This window comes from Methylosinus sp. is20ea (assembly GCF_059718135.1).
On record NZ_AP046088.1, the window covers coordinates 1,656,830 to 1,673,812 of the forward strand.

At 64.9% G+C, this 16,983-nt stretch carries 18 protein-coding genes; 11 read left to right on the plus strand and 7 right to left on the minus strand.

Translation table 11 applies throughout. The annotated features are described in order from the left end of the window. Nucleotides 1–4: 4 nt before the first annotated feature. The 3 genes from AC6IY7_RS07560 to AC6IY7_RS07570 are packed head-to-tail and all read right to left on the minus strand — an operon-like array spanning nt 5 to nt 2,386. Nucleotides 5–571 (minus strand): Smr/MutS family protein, encoded by a 567-nt coding sequence (locus AC6IY7_RS07560; RefSeq protein WP_497782446.1) that lies wholly within the window; start codon nt 569–571, stop codon nt 5–7. Then, nucleotides 564–1,676, minus strand: coding sequence for a murein transglycosylase A (gene mltA, locus AC6IY7_RS07565; RefSeq protein ID WP_497782447.1), 1,113 nt, complete (start codon nt 1,674–1,676; stop codon nt 564–566). The genes AC6IY7_RS07560 and mltA overlap by 8 nt, the downstream gene beginning before the upstream one ends. A gap of 11 nt (nt 1,677–1,687) precedes the next feature. Continuing rightward, entirely contained in the window at nt 1,688–2,386 is a 699-nt protein-coding gene (locus tag AC6IY7_RS07570) for a Tim44/TimA family putative adaptor protein (protein ID WP_497782448.1), read from the minus strand. Nucleotides 2,387–2,508: 122 nt separating this feature from the next. Here AC6IY7_RS07570 and AC6IY7_RS07575 point away from each other — a divergent pair, with 122 nt between their 5' ends. Both AC6IY7_RS07575 and secB read left to right on the plus strand, forming a co-directional pair. After that, nucleotides 2,509–2,976, plus strand: coding sequence for an FxsA family protein (locus AC6IY7_RS07575; RefSeq protein ID WP_497782449.1), 468 nt, complete (start codon nt 2,509–2,511; stop codon nt 2,974–2,976). 184 nt (nt 2,977–3,160) lie between these two features. Further along, the gene (gene secB, locus AC6IY7_RS07580; RefSeq protein WP_497782450.1) at nt 3,161–3,640 is read left to right on the plus strand and encodes a protein-export chaperone SecB; all 480 of its coding nucleotides are present in this window, start codon (nt 3,161–3,163) and stop codon (nt 3,638–3,640) included. Between the two features lie 20 nt (nt 3,641–3,660). Here the strand turns inward: secB and dnaQ are convergent, their stop codons facing one another. From dnaQ to AC6IY7_RS07595, 3 genes are read right to left on the minus strand one after another with little or no spacing between them, the layout of a single operon-like run. Further along, nucleotides 3,661–4,401, minus strand: coding sequence for a DNA polymerase III subunit epsilon (gene dnaQ, locus AC6IY7_RS07585; protein ID WP_497782451.1), 741 nt, complete (start codon nt 4,399–4,401; stop codon nt 3,661–3,663). Between the two features lie 21 nt (nt 4,402–4,422). After that, nucleotides 4,423–5,043 carry a dephospho-CoA kinase gene (gene coaE / locus AC6IY7_RS07590; protein ID WP_497782452.1) on the minus strand — a complete coding sequence of 207 codons (621 nt, stop codon included), beginning with the start codon at nt 5,041–5,043 and terminating at the stop codon, nt 4,423–4,425. Further along, complete coding sequence (locus tag AC6IY7_RS07595) at nt 5,040–5,672, minus strand: Maf family protein (protein WP_497782453.1); 633 nt, start codon at nt 5,670–5,672, stop codon at nt 5,040–5,042. The genes coaE and AC6IY7_RS07595 overlap by 4 nt, the downstream gene beginning before the upstream one ends. Nucleotides 5,673–6,155: 483 nt before the next feature. Between AC6IY7_RS07595 and hemE the strand changes: the two genes are divergently transcribed. The 8 genes from hemE to AC6IY7_RS07635 all read left to right on the plus strand — a co-directional run bounded on the left by hemE (nt 6,156) and on the right by AC6IY7_RS07635 (nt 15,171). Beyond that, entirely contained in the window at nt 6,156–7,193 is a 1,038-nt protein-coding gene (gene hemE / locus AC6IY7_RS07600; RefSeq protein ID WP_497782454.1) for a uroporphyrinogen decarboxylase, read from the plus strand. Nucleotides 7,194–7,196: 3 nt separating this feature from the next. After that, entirely contained in the window at nt 7,197–7,616 is a 420-nt protein-coding gene (gene hemJ, locus AC6IY7_RS07605; RefSeq protein WP_497782455.1) for a protoporphyrinogen oxidase HemJ, read from the plus strand. A 227-nt stretch (nt 7,617–7,843) separates the two neighbouring features. After that, on the plus strand, nt 7,844–9,112 hold the full coding sequence (gene rho / locus AC6IY7_RS07610; RefSeq protein WP_024878112.1) for a transcription termination factor Rho: 1,269 nt from the start codon (nt 7,844–7,846) through the stop codon (nt 9,110–9,112). Between the two features lie 443 nt (nt 9,113–9,555). Next, on the plus strand, nt 9,556–10,860 hold the full coding sequence (mnmE, locus tag AC6IY7_RS07615; protein WP_497782456.1) for a tRNA uridine-5-carboxymethylaminomethyl(34) synthesis GTPase MnmE: 1,305 nt from the start codon (nt 9,556–9,558) through the stop codon (nt 10,858–10,860). A gap of 33 nt (nt 10,861–10,893) precedes the next feature. Beyond that, complete coding sequence (gene mnmG, locus AC6IY7_RS07620; protein ID WP_497782457.1) at nt 10,894–12,741, plus strand: tRNA uridine-5-carboxymethylaminomethyl(34) synthesis enzyme MnmG; 1,848 nt, start codon at nt 10,894–10,896, stop codon at nt 12,739–12,741. Nucleotides 12,742–12,749: 8 nt separating this feature from the next. Beyond that, nucleotides 12,750–13,400 carry a 16S rRNA (guanine(527)-N(7))-methyltransferase RsmG gene (gene rsmG / locus AC6IY7_RS07625; protein WP_497782458.1) on the plus strand — a complete coding sequence of 217 codons (651 nt, stop codon included), beginning with the start codon at nt 12,750–12,752 and terminating at the stop codon, nt 13,398–13,400. Between the two features lies 1 nt (nt 13,401). After that, nucleotides 13,402–14,232 (plus strand): ParA family protein, encoded by an 831-nt coding sequence (locus AC6IY7_RS07630; protein ID WP_497782459.1) that lies wholly within the window; start codon nt 13,402–13,404, stop codon nt 14,230–14,232. A 63-nt stretch (nt 14,233–14,295) separates the two neighbouring features. Next, nucleotides 14,296–15,171: a ParB/RepB/Spo0J family partition protein gene (locus tag AC6IY7_RS07635; protein ID WP_497782460.1), complete on the plus strand. Its 876-nt coding sequence runs from the start codon at nt 14,296–14,298 to the stop codon at nt 15,169–15,171. Between the two features lie 301 nt (nt 15,172–15,472). Here the strand turns inward: AC6IY7_RS07635 and AC6IY7_RS07640 are convergent, their stop codons facing one another. After that, nucleotides 15,473–16,189: an MgtC/SapB family protein gene (locus AC6IY7_RS07640; protein WP_497782461.1), complete on the minus strand. Its 717-nt coding sequence runs from the start codon at nt 16,187–16,189 to the stop codon at nt 15,473–15,475. 210 nt (nt 16,190–16,399) lie between these two features. Here AC6IY7_RS07640 and AC6IY7_RS07645 point away from each other — a divergent pair, with 210 nt between their 5' ends. Beyond that, entirely contained in the window at nt 16,400–16,810 is a 411-nt protein-coding gene (locus AC6IY7_RS07645) for a four-helix bundle copper-binding protein (protein WP_497782462.1), read from the plus strand. Nucleotides 16,811–16,983: the final 173 nt, after the last annotated feature.

The following is a 16,983-nucleotide window of genomic DNA, read 5'->3' on the forward strand; positions in this document are numbered from 1 at the left end:
TTCGCTATTTGGCGCCGCGCGGGCGCCTGATCTGCACATAGAGCGCGCCTTCGCCACCGTGATGGCGCGCCGCCTCGCCATAGCCGACGACGAGATCGCGCATGGCCGGCGAGCTCAGCCAAATGGGCGCGAGCCGACGCAGCACGCCGCCTTCCTCGCTGCGAACGCCCTTGCCCGTCACCACGATCGCCATGCGCGCCCCCGCCGCCTGGGCGCGGCGCAGAAAATCATAGAGCGCCGTCTGCGCCTCCGCCTGACGCAAACCGTGCAGATCGAGCTTCGCCTCCACCTCGAGCCGGCCGCGGCGCAATTTCGTGCGTGTTCGGTGATCGATCTCCGCCGGCGGCGGCGCGGGCCGCGGACGCGATTTCTTCTCGGCCGGCGGCGGGGCGGGCGCGGCCGGCGCCGCGGCGCCCTTCTTAGTCTCGGGACAATCGGCGGGCTGCTCGTCCGCCGGGCGGCGGCGGCGACCCCGCGCCGGCCGCACATCCGCCGTCACCTTGTTCCAGAGCTCGATCTCGTCCCGAGACAGAAAACGCGAGCGACGCGATTCGCGCGGCGGGTCAGTCATCGCCGCCCGCTCCCCGCGGCAGCAGGACGGTGAATTCGGCGCCGTGGCGGACGAGGCCGGCGAGCGCCCCGGCCCGCTCCCCGGCGCCGAAGAAGAGATCGGCGCGGGCGGGCCCGAGAATCGCCGAGCCCGTATCCTGCGCGATCATCAGCCGCCCGAAAGGCTCCGGCGTCGCGCTGCGCCAGGGCAGAGTCCCCGTGATCCAGAAAGGCAGGCCGTAGCTCCACAGCGAGCGGTCGACGGCGATGGAGCGCAGCGGCGTCAGCGCGCAACCTTGGCCGCCGATCGGCCCATCGCGCCGCTCGGGCGAGGAATCGGCGCGGAAGAACACATAGGAGCGGTTCTCCTGCATCAGCCGCGCTCCGGGCGCGCCGTCATCCTGACCGAGCGCGCGAATCTCGGCTTTCAGCCGATCGAGCGTCATGTCTCCCGGCGGCACGAGCCCGCGCTCGATCAGCAGGCGGCCGATCGACGTATAGGGGCGGCCGTTGCGGCCGTCGTAAGTGAGCGGCAATTCGCGCCCGTCGGGAAAGCGCAAGCGCGCCGAGCCCTGCACCTGGATCAGGAACAGCTCGACCCGGTCGCGCAGAAAAGCGATCGGCCGTGGCCGAATGTCCGCCGGGCCTTCCTCCAGGGCGCGGCGGTCGGGATAGGGCTCGAGGCCGCCGTCTGGCCGGCGCCGCGCCGAGGTGAGCGTCTCGCCCGCCTCGCCGAGGATCGGCGCGTCATTCAGCGTGACGAGATCGGCCGGGCGCGCCGGAACGGGGGTCGCGAACTCGGCGTCCGGCGTTTTGCGCGCCTCGACGACCGGCTCGTAATAGGCGGTGACGAATCCAGGCGCGCGCAGGCGAAACGGCCGGAAATGCGCGGCGAAGAAATCGAGCGCGGCGTCGTTGGAGAGCGTCGCCTCGTCTGCGGCGAGCGCTATCCGGCAGACATGCGACAAGGCTTCGTCCGCCGGCAGCGCCGGGCGCAAGGGCGATGCGGAGGAGAGGATGACGCCGGCCGAACGCCGAAAGACGCGAAAGGCCGCGCGGAGATCATCTTGAAATATTGCGTCGATCGAGTCGAAACCGACCGGCTCGAGATCGATGGACGCCGTCACGCAAGGTCCGCCTAATGGACCGTTTCGGTCGCGACGAGCTTCCAATTCGGATCACGCGCGGCGACGTCGCGCGCGAAAGTCCAGAGGTCGACGATCTCGAGCGGCCGCTCGGGATCGCCCTCGATCGCGGCGCCGGCGCTATCGCGGCGGACCGATTGGAGCTTGACGACGAAACGAAGAGTGATCTGCGCTTTGCGGAGCTCGACCTTGGCGTCCTCCACCGTCGCCGTGTCGATGGAGACGACATGGGCTTCGGCGGTGTCGCCGCGTTGCTCGCGCGCGGCGATCTCGCCCGCGAAACTGTCGAACACTTCCGTCGAGAGGAGATTGCGCAGCGTGTCGCGGTCGCCTTTGGCGAAAGCCTCGACGATCATCTCATAGGCTTTTTTCGCGCCATCGACGAAGGCCGGGGCGGAAAAGCCGCGATCGGCGGCCGCGATCTGGTCGAGCCCACGCCAGCCGGCGCTGCCCGATTCGGCGAGGCCTTTCCAGCGATCGGCGTCGAGCGGGCCGGAAGCGGGCGCGGGGGCGAAAGCGGAGCCTTGCGGCGCCGGCGCCGGGCCGATGCGTCGCGCTGGACCCGGCGTGCGATCCGCGGCGGGGCCTTCCCGATCGACGCGCACGCCGAGGACCGACCACAATTTCCAGACGACGAAAGCCGCCAGAGCGGCGAAGACAAAGATGGAGGGGTCGAAATCGGATCCCGACAAAGGGCGTCTCCCAGTCGCAGGGATTGTCCGGTATCATGTCGCGTCCCAGATGTCACGAATCAACCCCCTCGCCGGGGGACGCGCGCGATTAGGCCGCGTTTGGGGATGGAGGGCGCACCGACGTGAACAAGTCGAAACTCGTCGCCTATGTGCTGACTGGCTGGCTCTTCGTCGAAATCATCGCTTTCGTGCTCGTCGTGCAGTTTCTCGGCGTGCTGGCGGCCGTCGCGCTCGGCGTCGGCACCACTCTGCTCGGCCTCGCCGACGTCAAGCGACTGTTCCTCTACCTTCGCGGCCGGGTCGGCCAGCCACGCGAGGAGACGAAATCCGGCGTCGCTCTGCTCGACGGCGGGCTGGAGGCGGTCGGCTCGCTGCTGCTGATCCTGCCCGGCTTCGCCTCCGATCTCGTCGGCCTCGCGCTGAAGTCGCCGTCGATCCGCTCCCATGTCGCCGACCGCATTCGCGGCAAAACGGAGCGGAAAGGTCCGCAGACGATCGATCTTTCGCCCGGCGAATGGAAGGCGGTCGTCGACGAGGGCCCAAAACGCCGCGTGCGCTCGCGCCGCGCGGCTCCGGCCAAAGTCGTCTGACCGGACGCGACCAGCCTCGGTGGAAGCGAATTTCTGATCGCGCGAACGATTCCGTTCGAGCGGAAAGCGCACTGACATCAAACCCCGTTGTCGCCCGCGAGGGGACGTGTTAGGCGGGCGGCCGTGACAGGCGTCGCCATCCCGTTGCGCCTGTCGGGAGCCGAAATCGGCTGGGAGTTCGACGATGACCGACACGAATGGAAGCGGCTCCGGCCCGGCCGGCGCCCCGGCGCTCAATGTGCTCGTGCAATATGTGAAGGACCTGTCTTTCGAGAATCCGAATGCGCCGCGCTCGCTGCAGCCGCGCCAGAATCCGCCGGAGATCGGCATTCAGGTCAATGTGAACGCCCGCCAGATGTCGGAGGAAGACTTCGAGGTCTCGGTGACGCTGGAAGCCTCGGCGACCGAGAGCGAAGAGGTGCTGTTCAAGCTCGAGGTCGATTACGGCGGCGTGTTCCGCCTGCTCAACATTCCCGCCGAGCAGCTTCATCCCATCGTGATGATCGAATGCCCGCGGCTGCTGTTTCCCTTCCTGCGCCAGGTCGTCGCCGACGCCACGCGCAATGGCGGCTTCCCGCCCCTCTATATCGATCCGATCGACTTTTTCGCGCTCTATCAGCAGCGCGCGGCCCAGGCGCAGCAGACCCCGGCCAACGCCAATTGAGATTTAAGGAAGGCGGGCCGTCAGGCTCGCCTCTCCATACTCTTCTCCTCTCGGACCTCCTCCTCTCGAGGCTCCGCGAGATAGCGCAGCCATAAGGGCTCTTTTCCGAGCTTGACGACGAAAGCCTCATGCGCCCTTCTCTCCGCCTCGGTGAGAAGCGGCTCCAGCTTCTGCGGACGGCTGCGCAAAAATTCGTCGCCCCTCTCCTCGGCCAGCGCCTCGGCGTCCGCCTGCAGTGTCAGAGCGGATTGGCGACCACCCATCAGCTCCGCATAGACCTCGGCGAGAAGGCCCGCGTCGAGCAGCGCGCCATGCTTGTCGCGCCGCGTGAGATCGACGCCATAGCGTTGGCAGAGCGCGTCCAGCGTGTTGGAGGCGCCGGGGTGACGGCGACGGGCCATCGTCAGAGTGTCGACGACGCGATCGAAAGGGATCGCCGCCATCCCCAGCGCGCCGAGCTCGAAATTGACGAAGCGCATGTCGAATTCGGCGTTATGCGCGACGAGATTGGCGTCGTCGACGAATTCGAGGAAGCTCGCGGCGATCTCGCGGAATTTCTTCTGGCCGGTGAGAAAGGCCGAGGAGAGCCCGTGCACGCGAAAGGCCTCCTCCGGCATGTCGCGTTCCGGATCGAGATAGAAATGGAAGGTGCGGCCGGTGGGGATGAGATTGGAAATCTCGACCGCGCCGATCTCGACGATGCGATGACCCTTGGTCGGATCCAAGCCGGTCGTCTCCGTGTCGAAGACGATCTCACGCATCGCTCGCCTCTTTCGATAAAATCAACGCGGCGGTCTTCGCCGCGCCAGCTCCTCGAGAATTAGCCGAACTTCTCGCCGAGCGGAATCCAGCCCATGGTCGCTATGCACCACGAAATCGGCGCCGGCGCGCTTTTCGACGTCTGGTATCTGCTTGGCGAGTATGGCGGCGAATTTCTCTTCCGTCATGCCGGGACGCGCGAGCACGCGGGCGCGCTGCACATCCAGCGGCGCCGAGACGACGACGACGGCGTCGACGTCCTTTTCCGCGCCGATCTCGAAGAGAAGAGGGATGTCGAAGACGACGACGCTGTCTCCGGCGCGCCGGCAGGATTCGAGAAATGCGTCGCGCTCGGCCGCGACGAGCGGATGCACCAGCGCCTCGAGACGGCGCAGAGCCTCGGCGTCGCCGAGCACGCGGGCGGCGAGGCGGGCGCGATCGACGCTTCCGTCGAGGGTGGTTCCGGGAAACATCTCTTCTATGCGCGCTGCGGCGGAGCCGCGATAAATCTCATGCACGGCGCGATCGGAATCATAGACGGGGACGCCCTCGGCGCGGAAGAGATCCGCCGTTGTCGATTTGCCCATGCCGATCGAGCCGGTGAGCCCGATGGTGAGAGGGCGCGCCGGCGCATCGGCGCTCATGCGAGAAGCGCGCCTTCGCGACGCAGCGCCTCCAGCACCGGCAGCAGCGGCAGGCCGATGATGGTCCAGTGATCGCCGAGAATGCGCTCGAAGAGATGAACGCCGAGGCCTTCGATCTGATAGGCGCCGGCGCTGGTCGTCGCCTCCATGTCCACAATGTCGAGATAGCCGGCCAGAAATTCGTCGGAGAAAGCGCGCATCGTCAAATCCGCATGGGCGACGGTCTCGAAAATAAGAGCGCCGTCGCGCGCGATGGCGACCGCCGAATGCAGGCGATGGGTCCGGCCGGAGAGAAAGCGCAGCTGCTCCCCGGCGGCGGCGACAGTCGCGGGCTTGCCGAATCGGCGCCCCTCGCAGCTCGCCACCTGATCGGCGCCGAGGACGAGAGCGCCCGGCCGCACCAGCGAGACGAGGTTCGCCTTGTCGCGCGCCAGTCGCGCCGCGACGGCGTCGGCGTCGCCGCCGGCCGCGACGACCTCTGCTTCGACAGCGCGCTCGTCGATCTCCGCCGGATGGACGAGAAAAGGCGCGCCGGTCTGCTCGAGCGCCGCGCGGCGACCTTTGCTCTTGGAGGCGAGAATCAGCGGCTCGGCGTGGAGCCAGAAGCCGCGCGAGCGATCGAACGACACCGAAACCTCCTCGCTTCGTTACCAGGCCATGTTACCCACAGGCCCTGCGCGCTCGTGAGCATAGTGGGGAAAAATAACGCCGCCGGACGAGGCCATGTGCACAGCTGCGCATAACCTGGCGGATCGATCAACAGGCGAAAGAACGCGTGGGGAAAAGCAGGAGCACGACCATGACAAGACGCGTTTCTTCGCCATCAAACGCCATCCATGTGGGAACATGGCGACAAGGCGCTGTTAATATTTCGTTTACCAGCCTGTCCACAAGGGGTCGGGGAATCTCTATACAGCAACGTTCGTGCTACGTAAGGTGTGGACAAAAGGTTGACACAAATTAACCTCCGTTAAGAAAGCCCTAATAAAATCAAAAAAATCTCTTAAAGATTGAATTTTCTTTTTGTGTCGTTTTGGGCTAGCTCCAATGCCGGGAAGAGCGCCGGGCGTCTTTCTCCCCCAATTTCCTGACCTCGCCGGAGCCAAAGCGCAATGGGTGATCGTAAGCCGCTCCTCGCCGTTCTGAGCGGCGAAGCACAGGCCGTCCCGCCGATCTGGCTGATGCGACAAGCGGGCCGTTATCTCCCGGAATATCAAGAGCTCCGGGCCAAGGCCGGGAGCTTTCTCGACACCTGCTACAATCCGCAGACCGCGGCGCGGATCACTCTGCAGCCGATCGAGCGTTTCGGCTTCGACGCGGCGATTTTGTTCAGCGATATTCTCGTCGTGCCGGACGCGCTCGGGCAGAAGGTCTGGTTCGAAGCGGGGGCCGGCCCGCGGCTCGTCCCGGTCGAGAGCGACGACGACATTGCGGCGCTGGCCGAGAGCTTCGACATCGAAAAACTCGCGCCGGTCTTCGAGACCATCGACCGGGTGAAAGGCGAGCTGCCGAAATCAGTGGCTTTCATCGGCTTTTGCGGGGCGCCGTGGACGGTGGCGAGCTATATGATCGCCGGCCGCGGCACGCCGGATCAGGCGCCGGCGCGGCTCTTCGCCTTTCGGCGGCCGGAGGCCTTCGCGCGGCTCATCGACAGTCTGGTCGCGGCCTCGGTCGCTTATCTCATTCGGCAGATCGACGCCGGCGTCGAGACGCTGCAGCTGTTCGACAGCTGGGCGGGCGTGCTGCCGCCGCTCGAATTCGAGAGCTGGGTGGTCGCGCCGCTGAAAAAGATCATCGGCGAGGTGAAAGCCGCGCGGCCGGGCGTTCCGATCATCGCTTTCGTGCGCGGGGGCGCGACGCATCTGCCGGGGCTCGCCGAACGACTCGGGGCCGACGCTCTCGGGCTCGACACGGCGATCGACCCCGCCTGGGCGGTGAAGGAGATTCCCGAAGGGACGGTGCTGCAGGGAAATCTCGATCCGCTCGCTCTGCTCGCGGGCGGGGCGGCGCTCGATCGTGAGATCGATTCGATCTTGCGGAGCTTCGCGGGACGTCCGCATATATTCAACCTAGGTCACGGCGTCTTGCCGGAGACGCCACTAGAGCATGTCTCGCAATTGATCGAACGCGTTCGCAGAACAGGAAATTGAGTCATGTATCTCTGGATCAAAGCTTTGCATGTGATCGCAGTGATCTGCTGGATGGCCGGGCTGCTCTATCTGCCGCGACTCTTCGTCTATCACACGCAAGTCGGGCAGGGCGCGCCTTCCGCTCTGTTCAAGAAGATGGAGCGCCGGCTCGCCCTCTACATCATGGCGCCGGCGATGATCGTCTCCTGGGCGGCCGGCCTGGCGTTGATCTATTTCGGCTCCTTCCACGGCGCGGGATGGCTGCACGCCAAATTGGCGCTCGTCGTCCTGCTGACGGGCGTCCACTTCTATTTCGGCGTCACGCAGAAGGCTTTCGAGCGCGACGAGAATCACAAGCCGGCGCGATTCTTCCGATTCGTCAATGAGGTTCCGACGCTGCTGATGATCGGCATCGTCATTTTGGTGATCGTCAAGCCGTTCTGAAGGCAGGGAGTTTTCCCCGTCCTTCACGTAAATGTCATGGGCTTCGGGCGGATGGCTTGCGTTTCCGCCCGAAAGGGATTAATTGCTCTATCGCTCACCTCAGGCAGATCGTCGTTTCAAACGACAGCCGGATCCAGACCGGCTCTTCGGGGCATCGGCCCCGCTTCCCTTCTGCCCATCCCGCCCTAGCCCGAGTTTCATCCGAATATCGTCGAGGATTGTCCCAAATGGGGGAAATCAAGCTTCAGGACCTGAAGTCCAAATCGGCCGCCGAACTTCTCGCTTTCGCGGAGGAGCATGAGGTCGAGGGCGCATCGCTCATGCGGCGTCAGGAACTGCTCTTCGCCATATTGAAGCAATTCGCCGGTCGCGACGTCGAGATCGTCGGCGAAGGCGTCGTCGAGGTGCTGCAGGACGGCTTCGGCTTCCTGCGTTCGCCGGACGCCAATTATCTCGCCGGCCCCGACGATATTTACGTGTCGCCCTCGCAGATCAGGCGCTTCGGCCTGCGCACTGGCGACACGGTCGAGGGCATGATCCGCAGCCCCAAGGAGGGCGAGCGCTATTTCGCCCTGCTCAAGGTCAATTCGATCAATTTCGAAGACCCGGAGAAAGTGCGGCACAAGGTCCCCTTCGACAATCTGACGCCGCTCTATCCCGACGAGCGCTTGAAGCTCGAGATCGACGATCCGACGCGCAAGGATCTCTCCGCGCGCGTCATCGATCTCGTCGCGCCGATCGGCAAGGGCCAGCGCGCGCTGGTCGTCGCGCCGCCGCGCACCGGCAAGACGGTGCTGCTGCAGAATATCGCGCAGTCGATCACCACCAATCATCCGGAATGCTATCTGATCGTGCTGCTCATCGACGAGCGCCCCGAGGAAGTGACCGACATGCAGCGCTCCGTGAAGGGCGAGGTGGTGTCCTCGACTTTCGACGAGCCGGCCGTGCGTCACGTTCAGGTCGCGGAAATGGTCATCGAGAAGGCCAAGCGCCTGGTCGAGCATCACCGCGACGTCGTGATCCTGCTCGACTCGATTACGCGTCTCGGCCGCGCCTACAACACTGTGGTGCCGTCCTCCGGCAAGGTGTTGACCGGCGGCGTCGACGCCAATGCTCTGCAGCGTCCCAAGCGCTTCTTCGGCGCCGCGCGCAATATCGAGGAGGGCGGCTCGCTGACCATCATCGCCACGGCGCTGATCGACACCGGCTCGCGCATGGACGAGGTGATCTTCGAGGAATTCAAGGGCACGGGCAATTCGGAGATCATTCTCGACCGCAAGGTCTCCGACAAGCGCGTGTTCCCGGGAATCGACATTACCCGCTCCGGCACCCGCAAGGAAGAGCTGCTGGTGCCAGCGGACGTGCTCAAAAAGATGTATGTGCTGCGCCGCATCCTCAATCCGATGGGCACGGTCGACGCGATCGAGTTCCTGCTCGGCAAGCTGCGTGAGACGCCGAAGGGCAACGCCAGCTTCTTCGATTCGATGAACACCTGAGTCGGCGCCCTCGGCTCGGACGCGCCGGCGATGTGAATTCGCGGGGAGAGCGTGTTCGAGGGCTTCGCCGAGAGTCTTTCCGTGTTTCCGTGTTTCATTGAATGCGGAAAGACTCTCGGCTTTTGTTTTGATGCGTTTCCAACGCCGAACCGGCGTCCACTTCGGCTGGAAACGCTCTAGGTCTGGGCGATCGTCGACCGCGTATGCGAGCTAAAAACGGACGCGCCTCCCGGCTCACAGCAGCGGACGAGGCTGTCGTCCCGTTCCGCCGGAACGAACAATCGGTTCATCCCCCGAAATCCCGACGCCGAGCGCGACAATCTCCGCGCCACGGCTCTGGCTGCGCGCCGTGCCGGGAGAGGCGGCGACCGCGCGGGGGCGCGTGCTTTCTCCGGGAAGGAAATTCGAGTAGAGCGATGCGTTCTTCCCTCGGATGACTGGCGATGTCGACTGAAACGGTCTTTGCCTCGGCCACAGGCGCCGGGCGCGCGGCGATTGCGGTGATTCGGCTGTCTGGACCGAAGGTCCGCGCGGTGGTGGAACGGCTCGCAGGGCTGCTCCCGGAGCCGAGATTCGCTCATTATGCGCGTCTCGTGGACCCGCGAAACGACGAGACGATCGATCGCGGTCTGGTGCTCTATTTTCCGCAGCCCCATTCGCCGACCGGCGAGGATTACGCCGAATTGCAGATACACGGCGGCCGCGCGGTCATGCGTGCGCTTCTGCGGGCATTGAGCGATTTTCCCGGGCTGCGAGAAGCGCAGCCGGGGGAGTTCGCACGGCGCAGCCTGGCCAATGGCAAGATGGATTTGTCGCAGGTCGAAGGCCTCGCCGATCTGATCGAGGCGGAAACGGAGTTTCAGCGCCGCCAAGCCATTCGGGCGTTGGGCGGGGCATTGCGCGAGCGGGTCGAGAGCTGGCGCGACGGGCTGATCCGCGCTCTGGCGCTGGTCGAGGCGGAGCTGGATTTTTCCGATGAGGGAGATGTGTTCGAGCCGGCGACCGCGCTTCGCCCATTGCTCGCGCCGCTGACCGAGGAAATGGCGAGCGTGCTGGCGGCAGGCGAGCGGACCGAGCGGCTCCGGGATGGTTTTGTCGTGCTTCTGCTCGGCCCTCCGAATTCCGGCAAGTCGACACTGCTCAACACGCTGGCCCGCCGCGACGCCGCGATCGTCTCTCCGGTTCCGGGGACGACGCGGGACATGATCGAGGTCCATCTCGATCTCGGCGGAATGCCGGTCACTCTGGTCGACACGGCCGGTCTGCGCGAGGCGACGGATGAGATCGAGCGCATCGGCGTCGCGCGCACGCGGGCGCGGATCGGCGAGGCCGATCTGCTCCTCTGGCTCTCGGAAGGAGGGACCGATGCGCCGCAGCTGGAGCCGGTCGAAGGCGTCGAGCTGATTCGCGTCGCGACCAAGGCGGATTTGCTCGGCTGCACATCAGATGATCTTGCAATTTCTGCTAGAACAGGGTTTGGAATAGACCGACTTCTGGATGCAATGACGGATCGCGCGAAGCGACGTCTGGGCGACGGCTCGACGGCGCTTCTCACGCGCGAACGGCATCGGCGACTCATTCAGGAGGCGAAAGACGCGATCGAGACGAGTCTCGATTCCGGCAAGCCTCTCGAATTCGTCGCAGACGATCTTCGTGTCGCCGGCCGGGCGTTCGGCCGCATTGTCGGCGCCGTCGATGTCGAGGATGTGTTGGATGCGATTTTCTCGCAATTTTGCATTGGCAAATAAAGTTTCACGTGAAACAGGATCGAGGATGAAGAAGTGAGCCGACCGGCCTATGACGTGATCGTGATCGGCGGCGGCCATGCCGGCTGCGAGGCCGCTGCGGCGGCGGCGCGACGTGGCGCGCGCACGGCGCTGCTCACGCATGACCGCGCCACGATCGGCGCCATGTCGTGCAATCCGGCGATCGGCGGGCTCGGCAAAGGCCAGCTCGTCCGCGAGATCGATGCGCTCGACGGCCTCATGGGCCGCGTCGCCGACGCCGCCGGAATCCAATTTCGCCTGCTGAATCGTTCTAAGGGCCCCGCCGTGCGCGGCCCGCGCGCTCAGGCCGACCGCAAGCTCTATCGCGCGGCGATGCAGGCGGTGATCGCCGCGACGCCCAATCTCGACGTCATCGAGGGCTCGGCTGAAGGATTGGCGGTGGAGCAGGGCCGCATCATCGGCGTCGATCTGGATGGAGACAGGATCGCCGCGCGCGCCATTGTGGTGACCACCGGCACTTTCTTGAACGGGGTGATTCATATCGGCGCGACGCAGCTTTCGGCCGGGCGCATGGGCGAGCGCCCGTCGATCGGCCTGGCGGAAGATTTGCGGCGGATCGGCTTTGCGACCAGGCGCCTCAAGACCGGCACGCCGCCGCGCCTCGACGGACGCACGATCGATTGGGCCCGTCTCGAGGAACAGAAGGGCGATGAGACGCCGGAGCCCTTCTCCTATCTCACCAAATCAATCGTCAATCCGCAGATCGCCTGCCACATCACCAGGACCAATGCGGCGGCGCATCGGGTCATTCTCGACAATCTCCAGCATTCTCCGATGCGCAGCGGCGCAATCTCCGGGCCCGGCCCGCGCTATTGCCCGTCGATCGAGGACAAGGTCACGCGCTTCGGCGATCGAGACGCCCATCAGATTTTCCTCGAGCCGGAAGGGCTCGACGACGACACCGTCTATCCCAATGGCGTCTCCACCTCGCTGCCGGAAGCGGTCCAGCGCGCGTTCATTCAGCAGATCGAGGGGCTGGAGGCGGCGCGGATTCTGCGGCCGGGCTATGCGATCGAATATGATTTCGTCGACCCCCGCGAGCTCGACTCCACGCTGGAGACGAAGCGAATCCAGGGCCTCTTCTTCGCCGGGCAGATCAATGGCACGACAGGCTATGAAGAGGCGGCCGCGCAGGGACTGGTGGCCGGGCTCAACGCCGCCGCGCGTGCGGCGGGAAAGGACGCGATCGTCTTCGACCGCGCCGAGGCCTATCTCGGCGTGATGATCGACGATCTCGTCACCCGCGGGGTCAGCGAGCCCTATCGCATGTTCACCTCGCGCGCCGAATATCGACTGTCGCTGCGCTCGGACAATGCCGATGAGAGATTGACCGGCAAAGGGCTCGAGATCGGCTGCATCGGGGGCGAGCGCGAGCGGGTTCATCGCGAGCGGATGGACCGGCTCGGCCGCGCGCGCGTTCTGCTCGAGCAATTGTCTTTGACCTCCGCGGCGGCGGCCAAGGCCGGCCTCCCGATCAATCAGGATGGGCAGAGGCGCAGCGGCTTTGCCCTGCTGTCCTTTCCCGGGATTGATCTGGGGCGGCTCGCAGCGATCTGGCCGGAGCTTCTCGCGATCGATTCGGAGACGGCGGCGCGCGTCGAGACCGATGCGCGCTACGCCGTCTATCTCGACCGGCAGAGCGCCGATATCGATTCCTACCGTCGGGACGAGCAGCTCGCTCTGCCCTCGACGCTCGACTATGGCGAGATCGGCGGGCTCTCCGCGGAGCTGTGCGCCAAGCTGTCAGTGCTGCGACCACGCACGCTGGGCCAGGCGCAACGCATCGAAGGCGTCACTCCGGCGGCGCTCACTCTTCTGGCGGCGCGGGCGCGGCGCGGGTGAGCGGAAAAATGGTCGGTAAGGCGAAGGATCGCGTCAGCGATCGTGAAGCGGCTCTGAAGCTCGCGCCCTCTTTGCGGCCCTATTTGCGCGAGTTCGAGATCTACGAATCGCTGCTGCGCAAATGGCAGAAGTCGATCAATCTCATCGCGGACAGCACGCTGGACCAATTATGGACGCGTCACTTCGCCGATGCGGCGCAGATTCGTGAGTTTTTTCCGAGCCTGGAAAGCTGGATCGATCTCGGCTCCGGGGCTGGCTTTCCCGGCATGGTGCTGGCGATCTGCTTGAAGGATCGTCCGGGGGCCAAGGTCCATCTCATCGAGAGCGATCAGCGCAAGGCCGCCTTTCTGCGCGCTGTTTCACGTGAAACAGGCGCTGTGACGGAAATTCATGTCGGCCGAATCGAAAACGAGCTGCCGCTCATCACCGACGCCGTGGCGGGCGTCACCGCCCGCGCGCTGGCGCCGATGCCGCAATTGATCGACTGGTCACGCGAACTTCTGTTGAAAAACGTCAAAGGCGTGTTTTTAAAGGGTGAAGACTGGGCCAATGAATTGACCGGCTCGAGCGCCGCAGATAGTTTCCAGATCTGGACTTTGCAGAGCCGGACGCATTCATCCGGCCGCATTATCGCCCTTGCGCGGGATTTTGGAGCTTGACGTGACCGACGTTACTCATCCCCGCATCGTCCCCCGCATTCTCGTCCTCGCAAATCAAAAGGGCGGCGTCGGCAAGACGACGACGGCCATTAATCTCGGCACCGCGCTCGCCGCCGTGGGCGAGTCGGTGCTCGTCATCGATCTCGATCCGCAGGGCAACGCCTCGACCGGGCTCGGCGTCGACCGCAAGGCCCGCCGGATTTCGACCTATGACGTCCTGCTCGCCGAGAGCAGCCTCGCCGAGGCCATCGTCGCCACCGCCGTGCCGCGGCTCTCGATCGCGCCTTCGACGCTGGATCTGCTCGGCGTCGAGCTCGAGATCGCCAGCGACAAGGAGCGCGCCTTTCGCCTGAAGCGCGCGGTCGCCGAGATGATCGCAACAGAGCGCCACGACCTGGCCCTCGCCTTCAGCTATATTCTGATCGACTGTCCGCCCTCGCTCAATCTTCTGACCATCAACGCGCTCGCCTGCGCCGACGCGGTGCTGGTGCCGTTGCAATGCGAATTCTTCGCGCTCGAGGGTCTGTCGCAGCTGCTGTCGACCGTGGAGCAGGTGAGGCGTTCGCTCAATCCGCGGCTCTCGATCCATGGCATTGTGCTGACCATGTTCGATCCGCGCAATAATCTGGCGACCCAGGTCGTCGCCGATGTGCGGCGCTTCATGGGCGACAAGGTCTATGAGACGGTGATCCCGCGCAATGTGCGCGTGTCGGAGGCGCCGTCGCATGGCAAGCCCGTGCTGCTCTATGACCTCAAATGCAGCGGCAGCCAGGCCTATCTCAAGCTCGCGACGGAGGTCATCCAGCGCGAGAAGCAGCTACGGGCCGCCTGAGCTGTGGCTTCGTCGCTCGCATTAGGCAATCTCCGGTTAATGGATTGAAGGATTTCTCTCGAAATGGCCGAAGAAGCGACGCGCAGAAGATTGGGGCGAGGGCTCGCGGCTCTGATCGGAGACGCGGGCGAGGAAGCGCCGGCGGTGGAGCGCGCGCGCGGTCAGCGCAAGGCGCCGATCGAGTTTCTGCGGCCCAATCCGCGCAATCCGCGCGTCGCCTTCAATGAGGAGGATCTCGCCGATCTCGCCGCCTCCATCCGCGAGAAGGGCATCATCCAGCCGATCGTCGTGCGCACCGTGCCGGGCGTCGCCGACGCCTATGAGATCATCGCCGGCGAGCGCCGCTGGCGCGCCGCGCAGCTCGCCAATCTCGCCGATGTTCCGATCATCGTGCATGAGGCGGATGATCGCGAGGCGCTCGAGCTCGCCATCATCGAGAATGTCCAGCGCGCCGATCTCAATGCGATCGAGGAGGCGCGCGGCTATGAGCGGCTGGGCAAGGAGTTCGGCTATTCCCAATCCGATCTTGCCAAGATCATCGGCAAGAGCCGCTCGCATGTGGCCAATACGCTGCGTCTGCTCAACCTGCCCGAGGCGAGCCGGCGGCTGGTGACGGAAGGCGCGATCTCGGCCGGCCATGCGCGCGCGCTGCTCGCCCTCGACAATCCCGATTCGGTGGCGCGGCGCGTCGTCGAGGAGGGCCTCACCGTGCGCGACGTCGAGCGGCTCGCGCAGGCGGATTCCGGCGCCAAGCTGGAGACGAAGTCGCGCAAGCCGCGTGTCGAGAAAGACGCGGATACGGTGGCGATGGAAAAGCTTCTGACCGATGCGCTCGGGCTCTATGTGTCGATCCATCATAGCGGCGAGAGCGGCGAATTGCGCATCCGCTATGCGACGCTGGAGCAGCTCGACGGGCTGTGCCGCCGGCTGACGGGGTGAGTGGGGAGCTGTTTTATCGCTTCGCCTATCGCCTCGACGTCGGCCGAGAATCGGGACGCGCGATTCCTTCTCCCACTGGTGGGAGTGGCCCCGCCACAGGGCGTCCGTGAGGACGCCCGTCGCTAGCGACGGGCTTTGGCGGGGTCGGATGAGGGCGGCTGCGGTTCGCAGGCGCGATGAAGAGTTTCAGGTCGCTGTGGCGGAGAGAGCCCTCATCCGACCCTCGCTGACGCGAGGGCCACTTTCTCCCGCAAGCGGGAGAAGGAAGCGCCCTTTCTTTCAGATACGGAACTCGCGTATTTCATTCGCTCGTCTGCGCGGTCCAGCTCGCATGCTCGACGCCTGCGATCTTCTCGAGATCGGCGGCGACGGCGTCCAGCTCTTTGGGATCGACGCTGGTCGAGGTCAAAATGGCGACGAGCTCCACCTCGCCTTCGCCGCGCTCCAATTCCTCGATCTCGCGCACCGGATAGTCGGCGGCCTCGAGCTTCTCCACCAGCAGATCGCGCAAGGCGTCGCGCCGCGTCTGTGAGACGGTGACATGCAGGCGGTAGATCGCTTCCGTCGAGCGTTCGTCGATCGGCGCGCGCTCGATGAGATGGACCAGCGGGCGCAACAGCATATTGCCGGCGAGCGTGAAAACGGCCATCAATATCGCCTCCGCCGCATGATCGGCGCCGGCGAAGGCGCCGGTGACCGCCGAGCACCAGATGGTCGCCGCGGTGTTGAGGCCGGAAATATTGGCGCCGTCCTTGATGATGACGCCGGCGCCGAGAAAGCCCACGCCCGAGGCGATATAGGCGAGCACCTGGGTCGCGCCGACATTGCCGTTGAGGCGCATGCCGAGATCGACGAAAGCCGCCGCGCCCAGCGCCACCAGCGCATTGGTGCGCAGTCCCGCGGTGCGTTGGCGATATTGCCGCTCGGCGCCGATCAGCGTGCCGAGAAGCAGCGCTACGAGCAGAGAAATCAATGAATTGAGAAATTCCGGCGCGTTGAAGTTCGCTATGGCCGCCATCGTCCGCTTCCGTATTCTTGTCCGACGGGGCCTTATACCACGCGGCGAATCATTGTCTCCCGTCGGACACAGTCATTGAACCGTGCGACGATTTTTGCTCGATCAACTCGCGACATGATTGAATCTTGCTCACAAAAGCTTAAATTTGAAAATGTTGTTGTTCCTAAACTCAGGGGGAGATTCATGGAACGCCGGGAATTTGTAACAGCTATGGGCGTATTGGCCGCCGCGACAGCCGCCTCTGGGGCATTGGCGGCCGAAGATCCGCATGCGCATCATCATCACGGCGGCGCCAAATATAAGGCGCTGTTCGAATCGACCACCAAATGCGTCGCCGCGGGCGAGGACTGCCTGCGTCACTGCTTCGAGATGTTGGCGATGAACGACGCCAGCATGGGAGCCTGCACCAAGTCCACTTTCGACGTCGTCGCGGCCTGCAAGGCTCTGGCGTCGCTGGCGGGGACGAACTCGAGCCTCACGCCCGCCTTCGCCAAGGCCGTGACCGAGGCCTGCCTCGCCTGCAAGAAGGAATGCGACAAATTCCCGGATATCGCGGAATGCAAGGCTTGCGGCGAGGCCTGCAAAGCCTGCGCCGACGAGTGCCAGAAGGTCACGGCCTGACGGGAAGGGCTCGAGACCAAATCGCGGGACGCGCTATGGCGCGTCTCGTCTCCGACGATATGACGATTATATTGTGTATTGTGCGCCGCGGCGGCCGAAGGCGCTGATTTCGAGGTCTCGCGAGATTTTTCTCGAGGAGCCGTCGGTCCATCCTCCCGCGTGTCGCGAATGAC

Bases quoted from the DNA above. Each gene is read 5' to 3' on its own strand.
- AC6IY7_RS07560 (WP_497782446.1), bottom strand. From the start codon at position 571: ATGACTGACCCGCCGCGCGAATCGCGTCGCTCGCGTTTTCTGTCTCGG.
- secB (WP_497782450.1), top strand. From the start codon at position 3,161: ATGACCGACACGAATGGAAGCGGCTCCGGCCCGGCCGGCGCCCCGGCG.
- dnaQ (WP_497782451.1), bottom strand. From the start codon at position 4,401: ATGCGTGAGATCGTCTTCGACACGGAGACGACCGGCTTGGATCCGACC.
- coaE (WP_497782452.1), bottom strand. From the start codon at position 5,043: ATGAGCGCCGATGCGCCGGCGCGCCCTCTCACCATCGGGCTCACCGGC.
- hemE (WP_497782454.1), top strand. From the start codon at position 6,156: ATGGGTGATCGTAAGCCGCTCCTCGCCGTTCTGAGCGGCGAAGCACAG.
- hemJ (WP_497782455.1), top strand. From the start codon at position 7,197: ATGTATCTCTGGATCAAAGCTTTGCATGTGATCGCAGTGATCTGCTGG.
- rho (WP_024878112.1), top strand. From the start codon at position 7,844: ATGGGGGAAATCAAGCTTCAGGACCTGAAGTCCAAATCGGCCGCCGAA.
- mnmE (WP_497782456.1), top strand. From the start codon at position 9,556: ATGTCGACTGAAACGGTCTTTGCCTCGGCCACAGGCGCCGGGCGCGCG.
- rsmG (WP_497782458.1), top strand. From the start codon at position 12,750: ATGGTCGGTAAGGCGAAGGATCGCGTCAGCGATCGTGAAGCGGCTCTG.
- AC6IY7_RS07635 (WP_497782460.1), top strand. From the start codon at position 14,296: ATGGCCGAAGAAGCGACGCGCAGAAGATTGGGGCGAGGGCTCGCGGCT.
- AC6IY7_RS07640 (WP_497782461.1), bottom strand. From the start codon at position 16,189: ATGGCGGCCATAGCGAACTTCAACGCGCCGGAATTTCTCAATTCATTG.
- AC6IY7_RS07645 (WP_497782462.1), top strand. From the start codon at position 16,400: ATGGGCGTATTGGCCGCCGCGACAGCCGCCTCTGGGGCATTGGCGGCC.